Source organism: Aliiroseovarius sp. F20344, assembly GCF_023016155.1.
Taxonomy (GTDB): Bacteria; Pseudomonadota; Alphaproteobacteria; order Rhodobacterales; family Rhodobacteraceae; genus Aliiroseovarius.
In genome coordinates, this window is sequence record NZ_JALKBG010000006.1 from 168,619 (window position 1) to 183,466 (window position 14,848).

15 protein-coding genes and 2 tRNA genes are annotated in these 14,848 nt (G+C 57.2%); 3 read left to right on the forward strand and 14 right to left on the reverse strand.

Features of this window, described 5'->3' with window-relative positions:
- Positions 1-17: 17 nt before the first annotated feature.
- From MWU55_RS06545 to hisA, 4 genes are read right to left on the reverse strand one after another with little or no spacing between them, the layout of a single operon-like run.
- Complete coding sequence (locus tag MWU55_RS06545; protein WP_246935097.1) at positions 18-332, reverse strand: phosphoribosyl-ATP diphosphatase; 315 nt, start codon at positions 330-332, stop codon at positions 18-20.
- Positions 329-1,126: an imidazole glycerol phosphate synthase subunit HisF gene (gene hisF / locus MWU55_RS06550; protein ID WP_163037281.1), complete on the reverse strand. Its 798-nt coding sequence runs from the start codon at positions 1,124-1,126 to the stop codon at positions 329-331. The genes MWU55_RS06545 and hisF overlap by 4 nt, the downstream gene beginning before the upstream one ends.
- A gap of 29 nt (positions 1,127-1,155) precedes the next feature.
- Positions 1,156-1,632 (reverse strand): DUF2867 domain-containing protein, encoded by a 477-nt coding sequence (locus MWU55_RS06555; protein WP_246935099.1) that lies wholly within the window; start codon positions 1,630-1,632, stop codon positions 1,156-1,158.
- The gene (gene hisA, locus MWU55_RS06560; RefSeq protein WP_246935101.1) at positions 1,633-2,358 is read right to left on the reverse strand and encodes a 1-(5-phosphoribosyl)-5-[(5-phosphoribosylamino)methylideneamino]imidazole-4-carboxamide isomerase; all 726 of its coding nucleotides are present in this window, start codon (positions 2,356-2,358) and stop codon (positions 1,633-1,635) included.
- Between the two features lie 140 nt (positions 2,359-2,498).
- Between hisA and MWU55_RS06565 the strand changes: the two genes are divergently transcribed.
- Positions 2,499-2,882, forward strand: coding sequence for a DUF2147 domain-containing protein (locus MWU55_RS06565; protein ID WP_246935103.1), 384 nt, complete (start codon positions 2,499-2,501; stop codon positions 2,880-2,882).
- 46 nt (positions 2,883-2,928) lie between these two features.
- On the opposite strand, the gene hisH is transcribed toward MWU55_RS06565, so the two are convergent.
- The 4 genes from hisH to MWU55_RS06585 form a co-directional block, all read right to left on the reverse strand.
- Positions 2,929-3,567, reverse strand: a complete 639-nt coding sequence (hisH, locus tag MWU55_RS06570; protein WP_246935106.1) for an imidazole glycerol phosphate synthase subunit HisH — start codon at positions 3,565-3,567, stop codon at positions 2,929-2,931.
- Positions 3,568-3,591: 24 nt separating this feature from the next.
- Positions 3,592-4,179 carry an imidazoleglycerol-phosphate dehydratase HisB gene (hisB, locus tag MWU55_RS06575; RefSeq protein ID WP_246935108.1) on the reverse strand — a complete coding sequence of 196 codons (588 nt, stop codon included), beginning with the start codon at positions 4,177-4,179 and terminating at the stop codon, positions 3,592-3,594.
- Positions 4,180-4,326: 147 nt separating this feature from the next.
- Positions 4,327-5,043 (reverse strand): hypothetical protein, encoded by a 717-nt coding sequence (locus tag MWU55_RS06580; RefSeq protein WP_246935109.1) that lies wholly within the window; start codon positions 5,041-5,043, stop codon positions 4,327-4,329.
- Positions 5,044-5,172: 129 nt separating this feature from the next.
- A complete protein-coding gene (locus MWU55_RS06585; RefSeq protein WP_246935110.1) occupies positions 5,173-6,051 on the reverse strand; it encodes a LysR family transcriptional regulator in 879 nt (292 codons plus the stop codon).
- 230 nt (positions 6,052-6,281) lie between these two features.
- Here MWU55_RS06585 and MWU55_RS06590 point away from each other — a divergent pair, with 230 nt between their 5' ends.
- Entirely contained in the window at positions 6,282-6,644 is a 363-nt protein-coding gene (locus MWU55_RS06590) for a helix-turn-helix transcriptional regulator (protein WP_246935111.1), read from the forward strand.
- A gap of 166 nt (positions 6,645-6,810) precedes the next feature.
- On the opposite strand, the gene MWU55_RS06595 is transcribed toward MWU55_RS06590, so the two are convergent.
- Positions 6,811-6,885 (reverse strand) — tRNA-Gly (locus tag MWU55_RS06595).
- Between the two features lie 44 nt (positions 6,886-6,929).
- Positions 6,930-7,004 (reverse strand) — tRNA-Gly (locus MWU55_RS06600).
- A gap of 207 nt (positions 7,005-7,211) precedes the next feature.
- On the opposite strand from MWU55_RS06600, the gene MWU55_RS06605 reads away from it, so the two are divergent.
- Positions 7,212-7,508 (forward strand): hypothetical protein, encoded by a 297-nt coding sequence (locus tag MWU55_RS06605; protein ID WP_246935112.1) that lies wholly within the window; start codon positions 7,212-7,214, stop codon positions 7,506-7,508.
- 80 nt (positions 7,509-7,588) lie between these two features.
- Here MWU55_RS06605 and MWU55_RS06610 read toward each other — a convergent pair whose 3' ends face one another.
- From MWU55_RS06610 to tldD, 4 genes are all read right to left on the reverse strand, one after another.
- Positions 7,589-11,029 (reverse strand): pyruvate carboxylase, encoded by a 3,441-nt coding sequence (locus MWU55_RS06610; RefSeq protein ID WP_246935116.1) that lies wholly within the window; start codon positions 11,027-11,029, stop codon positions 7,589-7,591.
- 137 nt (positions 11,030-11,166) lie between these two features.
- The gene (gene dprA, locus MWU55_RS06615; protein ID WP_246935117.1) at positions 11,167-12,348 is read right to left on the reverse strand and encodes a DNA-processing protein DprA; all 1,182 of its coding nucleotides are present in this window, start codon (positions 12,346-12,348) and stop codon (positions 11,167-11,169) included.
- Between the two features lie 43 nt (positions 12,349-12,391).
- Positions 12,392-13,336, reverse strand: coding sequence for a hypothetical protein (locus tag MWU55_RS06620; protein ID WP_246935119.1), 945 nt, complete (start codon positions 13,334-13,336; stop codon positions 12,392-12,394).
- A complete protein-coding gene (tldD, locus tag MWU55_RS06625; RefSeq protein ID WP_246935120.1) occupies positions 13,333-14,757 on the reverse strand; it encodes a metalloprotease TldD in 1,425 nt (474 codons plus the stop codon). The genes MWU55_RS06620 and tldD overlap by 4 nt, the downstream gene beginning before the upstream one ends.
- Positions 14,758-14,848 lie beyond the last annotated feature (91 nt).

Sequence of the window (14,848 nt, forward strand, 5' to 3'; positions counted from 1 at the left end):
ACAAGAAAATGAGAAGCTTAGGGCTGTCGGGCAGCTTTTTCAGCGATGCCTGATGTGCCCTCACGGCGTTCGAGTTCTGACAGAACATCGTCCAACGTCACGTCGCGCGCGGCCAGCATGACCAGAAGGTGATAGAGCACGTCTGCGGCCTCGGCGGTTAGGTTCTCGCGGTCGTTTTTCACCGCTGCAATGATGGCCTCGACTGCTTCTTCCCCGAACTTCTCGGCGCATCTTTCCGGGCCCTTGGCCAGCAGTTTGGCGGTCCAGCTGCTGTCGGGATCTGCAGTTTTGCGTGCTTCGATTGTCGCTGCGAGTTGCTCTAGAATGCTCATGTAAGCCTCATCGGGATGCCTGCGGCGGCCATGTGTTCTTTGGCCTCGCGGATGGTGTAGTCGCCAAAGTGGAAGATCGATGCGGCCAGCACGGCGCTTGCCCCACCTTCGGTCACGCCTTCCACAAGGTGGTCCAGATTGCCGACGCCCCCCGAGGCGATCACCGGCACATGCACGGCGTCTGAGATCGCGCGGGTCAGCGGCAGGTTGAAGCCTGCGCGGGTTCCGTCACGGTCCATCGAGGTCAACAGGATCTCACCCGCGCCCTTCTGTTCCATCAGCTTGGCGAATTCGACTGCATCAATGGGATTGCCGTCTGCGTCCAGCGCTGGTTTGCGCCCACCATGGGTGAAGATGCCCCATTTGTTGGGATTGCCATCCGCGTCATGGCCGATGGTCTTGGCGTCGATGGCAACGACGATGCACTGGCTGCCAAAGCGATCAGCAGAGCGTGCAATCACGTCCGGGTCCGCCACGGCGGCAGAGTTGAAGCTGACCTTATCCGCGCCCGCCAGTAGCAGGTCGCGCACGTCTTCTGGGCTGCGTACACCTCCGCCGATGGTCAGCGGCATGAAGCATTGTTCCGCCGTGCGGGTGGCCAGATCATACATCGTGCCACGGTTTTCATGAGTGGCTTTGATATCGAGGAAGCAGAGCTCATCAGCGCCGGCGGCGTCATAGGCGCGCGCCTGTTCCACCGGGTCGCCTGCGTCGATCAGATCGACGAAGTTGACGCCTTTCACCGTGCGGCCTTCAGCCACGTCGAGACAGGGGATGATGCGGGTCTTGAGCATGGGGCCCTCGATTGGTTTACGGGTCGTGTCTACTGCGCTTGCGTCGCTGGTGCAATTGTCGTGCGGGCAATGCGCCGCATGGCGTCGCGTACGATTAGGATGTGAAACGGCATGACCACGGCAAGATAGATATATCCCGCCAGATTGTGGCGGTGCACCCATGTCGACATATGGATCGAGCCTTGGGATTTGTAGACCGAAATGCGGAAATCCTGATGCCAGTCATCGGTGCCGACGATGACCTCGTTCTCATCTTCAAATTCGAGCGGGAAGATGCTGTCCACATACCCTTTGTCGATCCGTGTTTTGAACCCGAAAGGCGACAGAATGCGATTGCGAATTTTCAAAAGCGTCATGGCCCAAGACGGTAGTGCCAGCCCAATTTGCAACGCTTCTTGTGCTGAAAGGGGGCTGGTGACCGCATACCCGTCGATAAAGTCACCTTTGGTGAATCGCTCCCACAACTTTGAAGACTGGGGCAGGGGTGTCGTGCGGATTTGGGCCATCTATGCGCTTTTCAGAACCCCGAGGGCTTCTTTCAAATCAATCGCGCCATCATACAGTGCACGGCCCGAGATGGCGCCATCCAACGGTGCACCACAGGATTTCAACGCGCGCAGATCGTCGAGCGAGCTGACGCCGCCCGACGCAATCACGGGGATCGAGACCGCACGGGCCAGATCGGCGGTTGCTTCGACATTCGGACCTTGCATCGCGCCGTCTCGGTTGATGTCGGTGTAGATGATGGCGCAGACGCCTGCGTCCTCAAAGGACTTGGCAAGGTCGGTGACCATGACGTCGGTTTCCTCGGCCCAGCCTTTGGTCGCAACACGCCCGTCGCGCGCGTCGATGCCCACGGCGACTTTGCCGGGAAACGCGCGGGCGGCTTCGCGGACCAGATCGGGGTTTTCCACGGCCACGGTGCCAAGGATCACACGGGACAGGCCCTTTTCGATCCAGCCTTCAATCGTAGCCATGTCGCGGATGCCGCCACCCAGCTGGGCAGGGACATCAATCGCGCCAAGGATGGCTTCAACCGCAGCACCGTTTACAGGTTCACCCGCGAAGGCTCCGTTCAGATCGACAAGGTGGATCCATTCGCAGCCTGCATCCTGAAACGCACGTGCTTGCGCTGCCGGATCGTCGTTGAACACGGTCGCTTCTTCCATCTCGCCGCGCAAAAGGCGCACGCATTGGCCGTCTTTCAGGTCGATGGCAGGATAGAGGATCATGGCAGGTGCTCCGTTAAGCTGTCGATTGCGCTGCTTTTTACATGGACAAGGGGGAAAGCCAAGCAAGACCTCCCGTGACGTCACACTTGCCACAGGGTGGGCGAGGGCGGCAGGATAATCGGCAAATCAGGGAGGATACTATGAAACGAGTAATTGCAGCGGCAGCGCTGGCAGTTGGTTTGGCCGGGCCTGCGATGGCCGATCCGGTACTGGGCGTGTGGAAAACTCAAGTCGATGACGGTGCCTATGCCCACGTAACATTTTCACAATGTGGCGCTGCGCTGTGTGGCGTGATTTCCAAAGCGTTTGATTCTAGCGGAGAAATCAGCACCCCGAATATTGGCAAGCAACTGGTTTGGGACATGAACCCAAATGGCGGTGGCAAATACTCGGGTGGCAAGATTTGGCAGCCCTCGACCGGCAAGGTTTACAAATCCAAGATGACTCTGAGCGGATCGACCCTGAAGGTTGCAGGCTGTGTTGGCCCGATCTGTAAGAAACAAACATGGTCACGCGTGAAGTAACCAGTGCTCCATAAGCGAAAAGGGCGCCCATCGAGGCGCCCTTTTTTTATGGTGTCCAGCTCAGGAAGTTCGCGATCATCCTTAACCCCGCCGCCTGGCTTTTTTCTGGGTGGAACTGCATGCCGATCATGTTGTCACGGCCCACAATGGCGGTGATGTCGCCCGCGTAGTCGCAATGGGCCAAACGGTCGGCAGGGTGGTCCACGACAAAGTGGTAGGAGTGCACGAAATAGGCGTGGTCGCCCGTTGTCACGCCATCAAGCACAGGGTGGGTGCTGTCGATCACCAGATCGTTCCAGCCCATATGCGGGACCTTCAGTGCCGGGTCAGCGGGTGTGATCTTGCGCACATGCCCCTTGATCCAGTCAAACCCGTCCGTGTCCTGATATTCGTGGCTTACGGTGGCGAGCATTTGCATGCCCACGCAGATGCCCATGAAAGGGCGGCCCTGACGGATCACCGCCTCTTCCAGCGCTTCATAGATGCCGCGATGGTCGGACAGCTGCTGACGGCAGGCGGGGAAGGCCCCGTCGCCGGGCAGAACGATGCGGTCGGCGCGGGTCACGTCTTCGGGCTTGGGGGACACGATCACGTCGCCTGCATTCGTCTCGGCTGCCATGCGTTGAAACGCTTTTTCGGCCGAGTGCAGGTTGCCGCTGTCATAGTCGATGATCACGGTCAGCATGTTGGTCTCCGGGTCGGGCGTGCTTTACAGAGCACCCTTGGTCGATGGAATGGCGTCCGCTTTGCGCGGATCGGTTTCAACAGCCACACGCAAGGCGCGCGCCACAGCTTTAAACGCGGCCTCGGCCACGTGGTGGGCGTTGAAGCCGTGAATTTGGTCGATATGCAACGTGATGCCGCCATGGGTCGCCAGCGCTTGGAAGAACTCGCGTACCAGTTCCGTGTCGAACGTGCCGATTTTGGGGGCGGCGAATTCGACATTCCAGATCAGGAACGGGCGGGCCGACAGATCCAGCGCCGCGCGCACTTGCGCGTCATCCATTGGCAAGTGGCATTCGCCATAACGACGGATGCCTTTCTTGTCGCCAAGTGCCTCGACCAGCGCTTGCCCGATGGCAATACCGGTGTCTTCGACCGTGTGGTGATCGTCGATGTGCAAATCCCCTTCGGCGCGGATCGTCATGTCGATCAGCGAGTGGCGCGACAACTGATCCAACATGTGATCAAAGAACCCCACGCCAGTCTGGTTGTCATATTTTCCGGTCCCGTCGAGGTTCAGCTCGACCGAGATCGCGGTTTCCGCGGTTTTACGTGTAATCGAGGCACGCCGCATCAGGTCATCCTTCTTCTAACTGCGCTCCTTATAGGGGGGGAACGCAGTGGCGAAAAGGCAGCTTTGAAACTGAGTAAGCAATGTGTGGCTATCCCGCTTTGAGGGGTTGAACGTGATAAAAACCAGCCTGCCACTGTATGTGAAGATCTATGCAGCTTGCGATTGAACATACTCCTGCGGGCAGATCTCCATCAGAAAACTCAGGTCTTCACGGGACATATAAGTCAAAAAACCGCGAATCACCGTGTTCAGCTCTCGCGCGTGCAGTTCCAAAGCACCGGGTTCGCAATGCATGTAACCTTCGCGTTCGGCAAGCCCACGGAATGCATGATGTTGCGCCATAAAACCAAACACATGATCGGGGGACCAGCGCAGCAGGCTTGTCGCCAATGCAAATCGGGCCAGAATCCCAGGAAGGCCCGTACCGCGATATCGTTCGCTGCTCTCAACCCATAGGTCGCCGTGGTAGCAGATTTTACCAGTGATCCGCTTCGCACCAGGCCCCGCACGATACATACTTCTGTTCATATCCAAAGTGCACCCAGGTGGTGCAAACCCTTGAAAATTCTCGCTAAGATAGTCTGATAGGTAGGTGTCGGACATATCAATCATGCGCATTGCCTGTGAATGCATCATCTTGCCTTCACGGTCCCAGCCTACGATCCAGAACCCGTTATCTTCGGTCAGTTTCTGATTTTCAGGATCAAATGCCAGTCCCAGCGGCAGCTTGGTTCGGTGTTCGGCAATATAACGAGCATAGAGATCAAAATCTGATCCGATTTCGATCATCACCCCTTTGTCGTTAATGATGTCCAGCATGCGTGTAATGTACTGCGCGCCGGTGAATGTGTCGTGAATGGTCATCGGAACCTCGTGGTTAGTGGTCGTGACCAAGTTTCGCGCAGACGTTGCGATTTGTCGAACGAACGTGCCTATGGTTGAATTTTGGTAAGAATGTGGCGCGAACTGGACACAGGCGCCGGGTGGAACATGTCAGAAAGGTGGTTTGATGTCCATCGCCAGTTCTGGCGGCATCGCAAGACGCATCTCATTCGGCAATTCCAAAATCTGAACATTCATTGTGCGATCAATCAGCGTCGCCAGAGCCAGATCACCATCTGCGTACCGACATGCCATCACCAAACGGTGGTACGAAATCGGCGTCGGCGTGGCCTCAGGACCGTACGGCATATGGGTATGAATGTGATCAAGTCGAATGCTTCGGGTGCTGGCCACATCGTGAAAAGATTGGGTCAGCAGATAACTGTAACCTTTGTCGGTGGGCAAATTAACGGCGCTTCGTCCAACGGCAGATCGATATTTCTCCCACCCAAACCAGGTTGCGAAGGATGATTTTTCGCCCACTTCAGTACATATCCAATCCCCGTTTAACTGGTTGTACCGGAAGACCATCAAATAAGGTCGCAACTTGGCAAAACTTGGGCTTTCAAGCTCTCCTTCGGATTGCGCCCAGCAGTGAAACCCGAACTTCAAAAGCTCGGATGAGTTGTCCCAAAGAGCGGTCAGCGGGTGTTGTTGCAGGAAGTACGGGATCTTCCCATCCTGCAATGCGAGGTAGTGCAGACCAAAGACATGTCGGCTTTCACTGTTCAACCAAGCTTCGCCGCGCGCCAGAAGTTCTTCGGCTTCTTTTAGGGCGTTCTCACCGGTCTCAGTCAGTTTGTACTGACGGTTGTCAAACGAGAAGAGCGGGTTTCCCATATATTCTTCAAGTTGGGCGATGTGTCTGCGGACGGTTTGACGCGTGCTTCCAAGGTCTTTGACGGTCCTTGAAAGGTTCAGCGTTTGCGCCAATGAGGCGAATGACCTGAGCATCTCATACAGCAGTGCAGGTGCATCACGATGGGTCATTTATGTTCCCTTAACTGTAAACGCATTGTTCACGGGGGTGAAACGCGTCACCCAGCTTGCCGGTGGGACGATCACCAAAGCCTTGTAAAAAAGGCGTTATACAGAGTTGGTAACATAAATCATCCATCATGCAATCAAAAATGTTACATAGATGTTCATTACTCACCAATTGGGTTTCATATCGTTTGATGCCATTCTCCCTTAGCGGGAAACAATTATGTGGTGAAAAAATGGTACATCCGGTAGACATTCATGTCGGAAAGAAAATTCGCGAAGTGCGTCTGTTGCGCGGCATGACACAGGTAAACGTCGCCGAGAAACTGGGACTGTCGTTCCAGCAACTTCAAAAATACGAAACCGGGTACAACCGCGTTTCAGCCAGCAAAATGTTCGAAATCGCACAACTGCTTGATGTCGAACCTGCTTACTTTTTCGAAGGGCTGCCGCGAGCTGGCATGCCTGAACGCGAAGCATTGGACGAGCGTACAGCCAAGGCTGCACAAGCGCTTTCGTCGATCTCGGATGACAAGATCCGGGCTCAGATCCAGTCCATGATCCATGAACTTGCCGGGCGCCAGTCTCTGAGCGCCTGAACCCGAACATCCTCTGAGGGGAAGGATGAATTGGGGTAAGGGGATGCGCTATGCGCGTCCCCTTCGTTTTTTTGTACGTGCCGCATTGAACATGCCACGCTGGTCCAACGCATCGCGTTGAGGTTGCACAGCACAAATTCATCAAATCTGGGAACTTTGTTCCATTTGGAGCGGGCGAGGCGATTCGAACGCCCGACCCTAACCTTGGCAAGGTTATGCTCTACCCCTGAGCTACGCCCGCTTCCTATGGCTTTGTCTGGCGGGTGACCAGACCGGGTAACCGATTGGAGCGGGCGAGGCGATTCGAACGCCCGACCCTAACCTTGGCAAGGTTATGCTCTACCCCTGAGCTACGCCCGCTTCCTTCGGTGAGGCGTGAAATAGGAAATACATGCGCGGGCTGCAAGAGGAAAAGCGCGATTCCCCTTCTTTTTTTTGCTGACAGGCCCTGGAATGATGGGGGCTGGGCTAAGTGCACAGAGATGTGATCATATTTAAGCCAGAATTTGATGTAATCTGGTTCCACTTACGTCAACGAGTATCAGAATCATCCGGGGGAGGGTGAGTTTGGAGTTAACTGCTTGCAACTACCAGAGGGTAGTTTCCGAGCGTGAGCGTGTCTCAGCACTCGCGCTTGGCCAATGTGTCGTTTGTGGTGTGACGGCTTCGGAACTTCAGGCGCAGGGCGAAAGCCTTGAGGTCTGTGGTGAAGAATTTATGGCTTCTTTGGGTGGGGCCGGGCGTGTTCTAACGCCTGTGGCCCTCTGCCCAACATGTCACGAGGAATACCACCGCGATGCACACAATCAGCACAACAACTGTCAGGTTAAAGCACGTCAAAGTCGCGATTGCCCATTTGGCTGAAAACTCGACCAAAGATCTTGTGTAAAAAAGAAAAACGGCCGCCTTTTGGGGCGGCCGTTTTCGTCATCTGGTGCTGTGATCTACTCCAGTTCGATCAGCAGGTCTTTAGCATCAATTTGCCCTCCGGCCTGCACATGCAATCCGGTGACCACCGCATCGCGTTCTGCATGGATACCGGTTTCCATCTTCATCGCTTCGATGGTCAACAGAAGGTCCCCTTCTTTCACTTGCTGACCAACTGTCACTGCGACAGAAGCCACCACACCCGGCATAGGGGCACCAACATGGTTTGCATTGCCATCTTCGGCTTTGGGGCGCGCTTGGGTCGAAGATTTGACCAGGCGGTTTGGAACGCGGATCGTGCGCGGTTGACCGTTCAATTCAAAGAAAACTTTCACTTCGCCGTTTTCATCGGTCTCACCAAGGGCCTGTAGCCGGATCTCCAGCGTCTTACCTGGATCAATCTCGGCCGAGATCTCTTCCCCTGGCTCCATGCCATAGAAGAAGGTTTTGGTGGGCAGTGTGCGTACCGGGCCGTATTGGCGGTGACGACCCATGTAGTCCAGAAAGACCTTGGGATACATCAGATATCCGTTCAGATCCTCATCATCCACTTTGAAGCCTTGAAGCTCTTTGGACAGCTCAGCACGGGCGGCTTCAAGATCAACGGGTTCCAGATGCTTGCCCGGACGTTCCACATTGGGTTTCTCGTCCTTCAGCACCTTCTTGATGATGGATTTTGGGAAGCCTCCGGGAGGTTGGCCCAGATTGCCACGCATCATGTCGACTACTGAATCAGGGAAGGCCACGTCGGTTTTGGGGTCCTCTACCTCGTCGCGTGTCAGGCCTTGGCTTACCATCATCAGCGCCATGTCTCCGACCACTTTCGAAGATGGCGTGACCTTTACGATATCGCCAAACATCTGGTTCACATCCGCATAGCTTTGCGCCACGTCCGGCCATTTCTCTTCCAGCCCCAATGAGCGCGCCTGTGCTTTCAGGTTGGTGAACTGACCGCCCGGCATTTCGTGCAGGTAAACCTCTGAAGCCGGTGCCTCCAGCCCGCTTTCGAAGGCTGCATACTGTTGGCGCACGCCTTCCCAGTAATTGGAAATCTCGCGGATCGCACCTATGTCCAGCCCGGTGTCGCGGTCGGTGTTGCGTAATGCTTCAACGACCGAGCCAAGACAGGCTTGCGACGTGCCGCCCGAGAACGCGTCCATCGCCGCGTCCACTGCGTCTACTCCCGCATCAGCTGCGGCCAGGATGGTTGCACCTGCGATGCCTGACGTGTCATGGGTGTGGAAGTGAATTGGCAACCCGACCTCTTCCTTTAGCGCCTTGATCAAAACGCGCGCGGCGGCGGGTTTCAAAAGGCCAGCCATGTCTTTCAAACCCAGCACATGTGCGCCTGCAGCCTCGAGTTCCTTGGCCATGCCGACATAGTATTTCAGGTCGTATTTCGAACGATCCGGGTTCAGGATATCACCGGTGTAGCAAACTGTGCCTTCACAAACTTTGTTTGCTTCAACCACGGCATCCATCGCCACGCGCATGTTTACAACCCAGTTGAGTGAATCAAACACGCGGAACACATCAACGCCTGACTTTGCGGCCTGACCCACAAACGCCTGCACCACGTTATCCGGGTAGTTGGTATACCCTACGCCGTTTGACGCACGCAGCAGCATTTGCGTCATCACGTTTGGCATCGCCTCGCGCAAGTCGCGCAGGCGTTGCCACGGACATTCTTGCAAGAAACGGTAAGCCACATCGAATGTCGCGCCACCCCAGCATTCGACACTAAACAGCTCGGGCACGTTGGCGGCATAAGCCGGTGCCGCCTTGATCATGTCGATCGAGCGCATGCGCGTCGCCAGAAGCGACTGGTGCCCGTCGCGCATTGTCGTGTCGGTGATCAGAAGCTGCTTTTGCGCTTTCATCCAATCGGCAACGGCCTGCGGGCCCTCTGCTTCAAGCAAGGTGCGCGATCCAGCTGCCGGTTCCGCGCGCAGCGCAGGTGGTTTGGGTTCTTTTAGATCAGCGGGCGGGGCCGGACGATCTGTGGTCTCAGGGTGCCCGTTCACGGTGATATCCGCGATATAGGTCAACACTTTCGTGCCCCGGTCGCGACGTTTCGAGAACTTGAACAGCTCTGGCGTCTCGTCGATGAACGTCGTGGTGTATTGATTGTTCAGAAACACAGGGTGCTTCAGCAGGTTTTCGACAAACGCAATGTTGGTCGACACCCCACGCACACGGAATTCGCGCAGCGCGCGGTCCATGCGTGCGATCGCCTTCTCTGGTGTCTGCGCCCAGGCTGTAACCTTGGTCAGCAGGCTGTCGTAATAGCGCGTGATGACGCCGCCCGCATAGGCCGTGCCGCCGTCCAACCGGATGCCCATGCCAGTGGCTGAGCGATAGGCCGTGATGCGGCCGTAGTCCGGGATGAAATTGTTTTGCGGGTCTTCCGTTGTCACGCGGGTTTGCAGCGCGTGGCCGTTCAGGCGGATGTCATATTGACTGGCTTTGCCGGTGGCTTCGGCCAGCGACTTGCCCTCGGCGATCAGGATTTGCGCCTGCACGATGTCGATGCCGGTGACTTCTTCCGTCACGGTGTGTTCGACCTGCACGCGGGGGTTCACTTCGATGAAGTAAAACTTGCCGCTTTCCATATCCATCAGGAATTCAACTGTGCCCGCGCACTCATAGTTCACGTGGTTACAGATCTTGCGGCCAAGCTCGCACAGCTCTTCGCGTTGAGCTTCGGACAAGTAGGGCGCGGGCGCGCGTTCAACCACTTTTTGGTTGCGACGCTGAACTGAACAGTCGCGTTCATAAAGGTGATAAATGTTGCCATGGCAGTCGCCAAGGATCTGTACCTCGACGTGGCGGGCGCGGGTGATCATCTTCTCCAGATAACCTTCGCCATTGCCAAAGGCGGCTTCGGCTTCGCGGCGGCCTTCCAGTACCTTTTCCTCGACCTCGTTTTCTGAATGGATCGGGCGCATGCCGCGACCGCCGCCGCCCCAGCTTGCTTTCAACATCAAGGGGTAACCGATTTCCGCGGCTTCTTTCTTGATGGCGACCATGTCGTCGCCCAGAACCTCGGTCGCTGGAATGACAGGCACGCCGGCGGCAATCGCAACCTTACGGGCCGAGGCCTTGTCGCCAAGCGCACGCATGGTTTCCGCCTTGGGGCCGATGAAGGTGATGCCGTTCGCAGCACAGGCGTCCACGAAATCCGGGTTTTCAGACAGAAGGCCATAGCCGGGATGGATCGCGTCTGCGCCACATTCCTTGGCGACGCGGATGATCTCATCGATCGACAGGTAAGCCGCAACCGGGCCCATGCCTTCGCCGATGCGATACGCTTCGTCGGCTTTAAATCTGTGCAGGCCCAGCTTGTCTTCTTCGGCATAGACCGCAACGGTCTTTTTGCCCATCTCGTTTGCTGCCCGCATGACGCGGATGGCAATCTCGCCCCGGTTGGCAATCAGGATTTTCTGGAAGTCGCGCATCAAGTTTCCCCTAGGTTCCGGTTTTGGAATTGCCGGATTCGTAGGGCTTGCCGCGCTGCAGCGCAATAGTTTTTGAAGGATTTGTGAAAGGTTTAGCGCTAAATTGGTAAAGTTAAGTTACCAATTGGGAAACGCAGTTAAGAGAGCTTTGATAAAAGCCCCCCGGGTTGGCGCATGATGCGCCCGTCCAGTTCCAGGTTCACCAATTCCGGTAGAATCTGTTGTGATCCCAGACCATGTGATTGGCCGATGTCGCGGATCAACTGATCCTCTGCCAGCGGACACGACCCGAGCCGAGACAGGATTTGTCCGTGCAGCTCGGCCGTTTCTGCCAATGTCCTTTTGTCTCGTGTTCCAACAGATTCTGTAGTGGCGGAAGCGTCATTTGTTTGTACATTCGCGTCAGTAGACGGAGCTTGAGCGGCGGGTCCAATGGCCTCAACCACATCGACTGCGTTGCGGACCAGCACCGCTCCGTCGCGGATCAGCATGTTGCACCCATAGGCGCGTGCGTCGAACGGGTGGCCCGGAACGGCCAGAACATCGCGCCCCTGATCCAAGGCGTTGCGGGCTGTCAGAAGCGAGCCGGATTTCGCTGCGGCCTCGACAACCACAACAGCGCGCGCGAGGCCCGAGATCAGGCGATTGCGACGCGGGAAGTGGCGGGCTTGCGGTGTCATGCCCGGCGGCATTTCGGAAATCCGCAGCCCATCGCGCGCGATGTCTTCGGCCAGAACGGTGTTTTCTTTTGGATAGATCACATCGACGCCGCCCGCTTGCACGGCGACGGTTTTTCCTTTGGCAAGCGCTTCGGTATGGGCAACTGTATCAATCCCGCGCGCCAACCCGGAGACCACAGTAAAGCCTGCCTCAGACAGCTCGCCTGCCAGCTTGCGTGCCATGCGCGTACCGATGGACGAGGCGTTCCGTGCGCCGATCAAGGCCACCATTGGGCTTTGCAAAAGCGTGTGATCGCCCATTGCCCAGAAAAACGGTGGCGGGTCCGAGATCTCGGACAACAGTTCGGGATAGTCGGGTGTACCCCACGCAATCATGCGTGCACCGGCAAACTTCGCGCGCTGATGTTCGTCTTGGGCAACCTCGATCGGGCAGGGCGCGTAGTCTTTTACGCCAGCTGCGCGCGCGACTTCTGGCAGAGCCTCAAGTGCTGCGCGTGCTGTGCCGTGTTCGTTCAGCAGCCGAAAGAATGTCGCGACACCCACGCGGCGCGACCGCAAAAGACGGATCCAATCCAGCTCATCTTCCGCTGACTGGGGTGAGCAGGTGGGGTGAAGGGAAGGGAGTAAATCCGTTGGCATGGTTGATTCCGTCTTTTGCGGATTAACCATGCCTGGGAAATGGTTAACGGAGGGTGAAGGCCTGCCAATATGCCCAAATGAGCGCTGCGCTACCTGCCATGAAAAATGCAGCCGTGATCTCCTCGGTCGGGATCATCCAGCCCATGCCATCACACAACCAGACGGTGCCCGTTGCAGTGATGGCGGCTAAAACTACATGCCACAGGCGGTTTGCCGGGAAGGCACCCGCGGGCAGGTCGGCACTTTGTCGGTCCGTTTCCCCAGGACGTAAGATCATCCACAGTGCCAGTGCGCTTAAGGCCAATGGCCCGATTGATAACGGTAATGCAGCAGCGGCCCACAGAAGTCCCAACGCCCAGACAATCAGGAAAATGCTCCATCGTTCCGGCGCGACGGAGTGCCAAACCCGTGCTCGGGACAACAAGACCAAACCCAGTGCCCAAATCCCCGAGGTCACCACGGTAAAGAACAAGAAATCTGACCCGGATAGATGCTGGCTTTTAGGTTCGGACCAGGTCCATGTGCTCCAAAGACCCCAAGCGATGCCCGTGGCTGCATGCAAGGCGACCGAAGCCCACGGTGTCGGTGCACACAAGACCTGACGTAATAAATAGAGCCCCAAGAACACGTCAATCGGAGCGTGCCAACTGACCGATGTCCAAATCCATGAAATGGGGGGGGCCTCGTGAACCACAGGGACGATCGCGCCTTCGGTGATCCAGCCATATAAACACGCCACCAGAAACACACCCGCCATGCCCCGTTGTTGCGCAGAGGGAAGTAAAAGAAGAAACGCCCAGGCTGCTAAGGCGTAGTAGGCCGTTGTTTCTACCAGCCCGATGATTGCTGTGCCCGGGGTGGTCCGAAGCGACATTACCGTATCCACCGGGCCTTCGTTCATGAAGAAGAACTCGGAGAAGAACATCAGGATTAACGCGCTGCCGACAATCGAAAGCACGCGGTTGGTGATGCCTTCAACAATGGTCACGCCGCCGACCCACCTACGGTCAACCCGCCAATCAGCAGCGACGGCTGCCCGACACCCACCGGCACCGACTGCCCCGCCTTGCCGCAAGTGCCAACGCCCGGATCCAATGCCATATCGTTTCCGATAGCGCGGATTTGTTTCATCGCTTGCGGGCCGTCGCCGATCAGGGTTGCACCTTTCACCGGTGCGCCGACCTTGCCGCCTTCGACGCGGTAGGCCTCGGTGCAGGAAAACACAAACTTGCCGTTGGTGATGTCCACCTGACCACCGCCGAAGCCGACGGCATAGATGCCGTCTTTCAGCTCGCCCAGCACCTCTTCCGGCGTGGCGTTGCCACCTTCCATGATCGTGTTGGTCATGCGCGGCATTGGCGCGTGGGCATAGCTTTGGCGGCGTCCGTTGCCAGTGGGGGCGACCCCCATCAGACGCGCATTCTGGCGATCCTGCATGTAGCCGACCAGCACGCCGTCCTCGATCAGTACCGCGCGACCCGAAGGCGTGCCTTCGTCATCCACGGTGATTGATCCACGGCGGTCAGGCAGGGTGCCATCATCCACGACGGTCACGCCCTTGGATGCGACTTGCTGACCGACGAGTCCTGAGAAGGCAGAGGTGCCCTTGCGGTTGAAGTCCCCCTCCAGCCCGTGGCCAACGGCTTCGTGCAACAGGATGCCCGGCCAACCATTGCCCAGCACCACGTCCATCACACCCGCAGGCGCTGGTACCGCGTCAAGGTTCACCAGCGCAATGCGAAGCGCCTCGCGCGCGGTGCTTTGCCAGTGTCGCGCGTCCATCAACCCGGTCAGACCAGCGCGACCACCACCGCCGGACGACCCGCTTTCACGCCGCCCGTCATTCTCGACGATGACCGAGACATTTAGTCGCGTCATGGGTCGGGTGTCAGACACCAGCGCGCCATCCGGGCGCAGGATATGCACCTCTTGCAAAGAGGCCGCGATGGTCGCCGAGACCTGAACCACGCGCGGATCAAGGTCACGGGTGAAGGCGTCAATCTCACGCAGGGTTTCGACCTTCAGGCCAAATCCGGCATCTGCCATCGGGTCGTTGTCGGAATAGAGCTTGCGATTGGTGCGTACAGGCGCATCAGCCCATGTACCACCGCCATCTCCAACAGCAAGCCGAGCTGTCGAAGCCGCACGTTTTAAGGCGGATTCGCTGATTTCGGTCGAATGGGCATAGCCCGTGGTTTCCCCTTTCACGGCCCGCAACCCAAATCCTTCCGAGGCGTCGTAGCTGGCATTACGCAGCCGCCCGTCATCAAATACCAAGGCTTCGGACCTCATGCGTTCGAAGAACAGCTCTCCGTCATCCGCACCGTGGGTGGTTTCAGCCAGAATCTTTTGAGCCCGATCTTGGCTGATCAGATGCTCAAAAGGGCGAAAGGGGGTGGTCTCGGTCATGGGGGGCCTCGAGTTTGCGCTAAACGCGGTGTTGTTCATTAACTTGCGAAGGTTTTTCCTTGTTCCCAGCTTTCTAATATGGTTTCACACC

Coding starts and splice junctions, on each gene's coding strand:
- MWU55_RS06580 (WP_246935109.1), bottom strand. CDS start 5,043: ATGACCATTCACGACACATTCACCGGCGCGCAGTACATTACACGCATG.
- MWU55_RS06610 (WP_246935116.1), bottom strand. CDS start 11,029: ATGCGCGACTTCCAGAAAATCCTGATTGCCAACCGGGGCGAGATTGCC.
- hisA (WP_246935101.1), bottom strand. CDS start 2,358: ATGATCCTCTATCCTGCCATCGACCTGAAAGACGGCCAATGCGTGCGC.
- hisB (WP_246935108.1), bottom strand. CDS start 4,179: ATGCGGCGTGCCTCGATTACACGTAAAACCGCGGAAACCGCGATCTCG.
- MWU55_RS06585 (WP_246935110.1), bottom strand. CDS start 6,051: ATGACCCATCGTGATGCACCTGCACTGCTGTATGAGATGCTCAGGTCA.
- MWU55_RS06565 (WP_246935103.1), top strand. CDS start 2,499: ATGAAACGAGTAATTGCAGCGGCAGCGCTGGCAGTTGGTTTGGCCGGG.
- hisF (WP_163037281.1), bottom strand. CDS start 1,126: ATGCTCAAGACCCGCATCATCCCCTGTCTCGACGTGGCTGAAGGCCGC.
- hisH (WP_246935106.1), bottom strand. CDS start 3,567: ATGCTGACCGTGATCATCGACTATGACAGCGGCAACCTGCACTCGGCC.
- tldD (WP_246935120.1), bottom strand. CDS start 14,757: ATGACCGAGACCACCCCCTTTCGCCCTTTTGAGCATCTGATCAGCCAA.
- MWU55_RS06545 (WP_246935097.1), bottom strand. CDS start 332: ATGAGCATTCTAGAGCAACTCGCAGCGACAATCGAAGCACGCAAAACT.
- MWU55_RS06590 (WP_246935111.1), top strand. CDS start 6,282: ATGGTACATCCGGTAGACATTCATGTCGGAAAGAAAATTCGCGAAGTG.
- MWU55_RS06555 (WP_246935099.1), bottom strand. CDS start 1,632: ATGGCCCAAATCCGCACGACACCCCTGCCCCAGTCTTCAAAGTTGTGG.
- dprA (WP_246935117.1), bottom strand. CDS start 12,348: ATGCCAACGGATTTACTCCCTTCCCTTCACCCCACCTGCTCACCCCAG.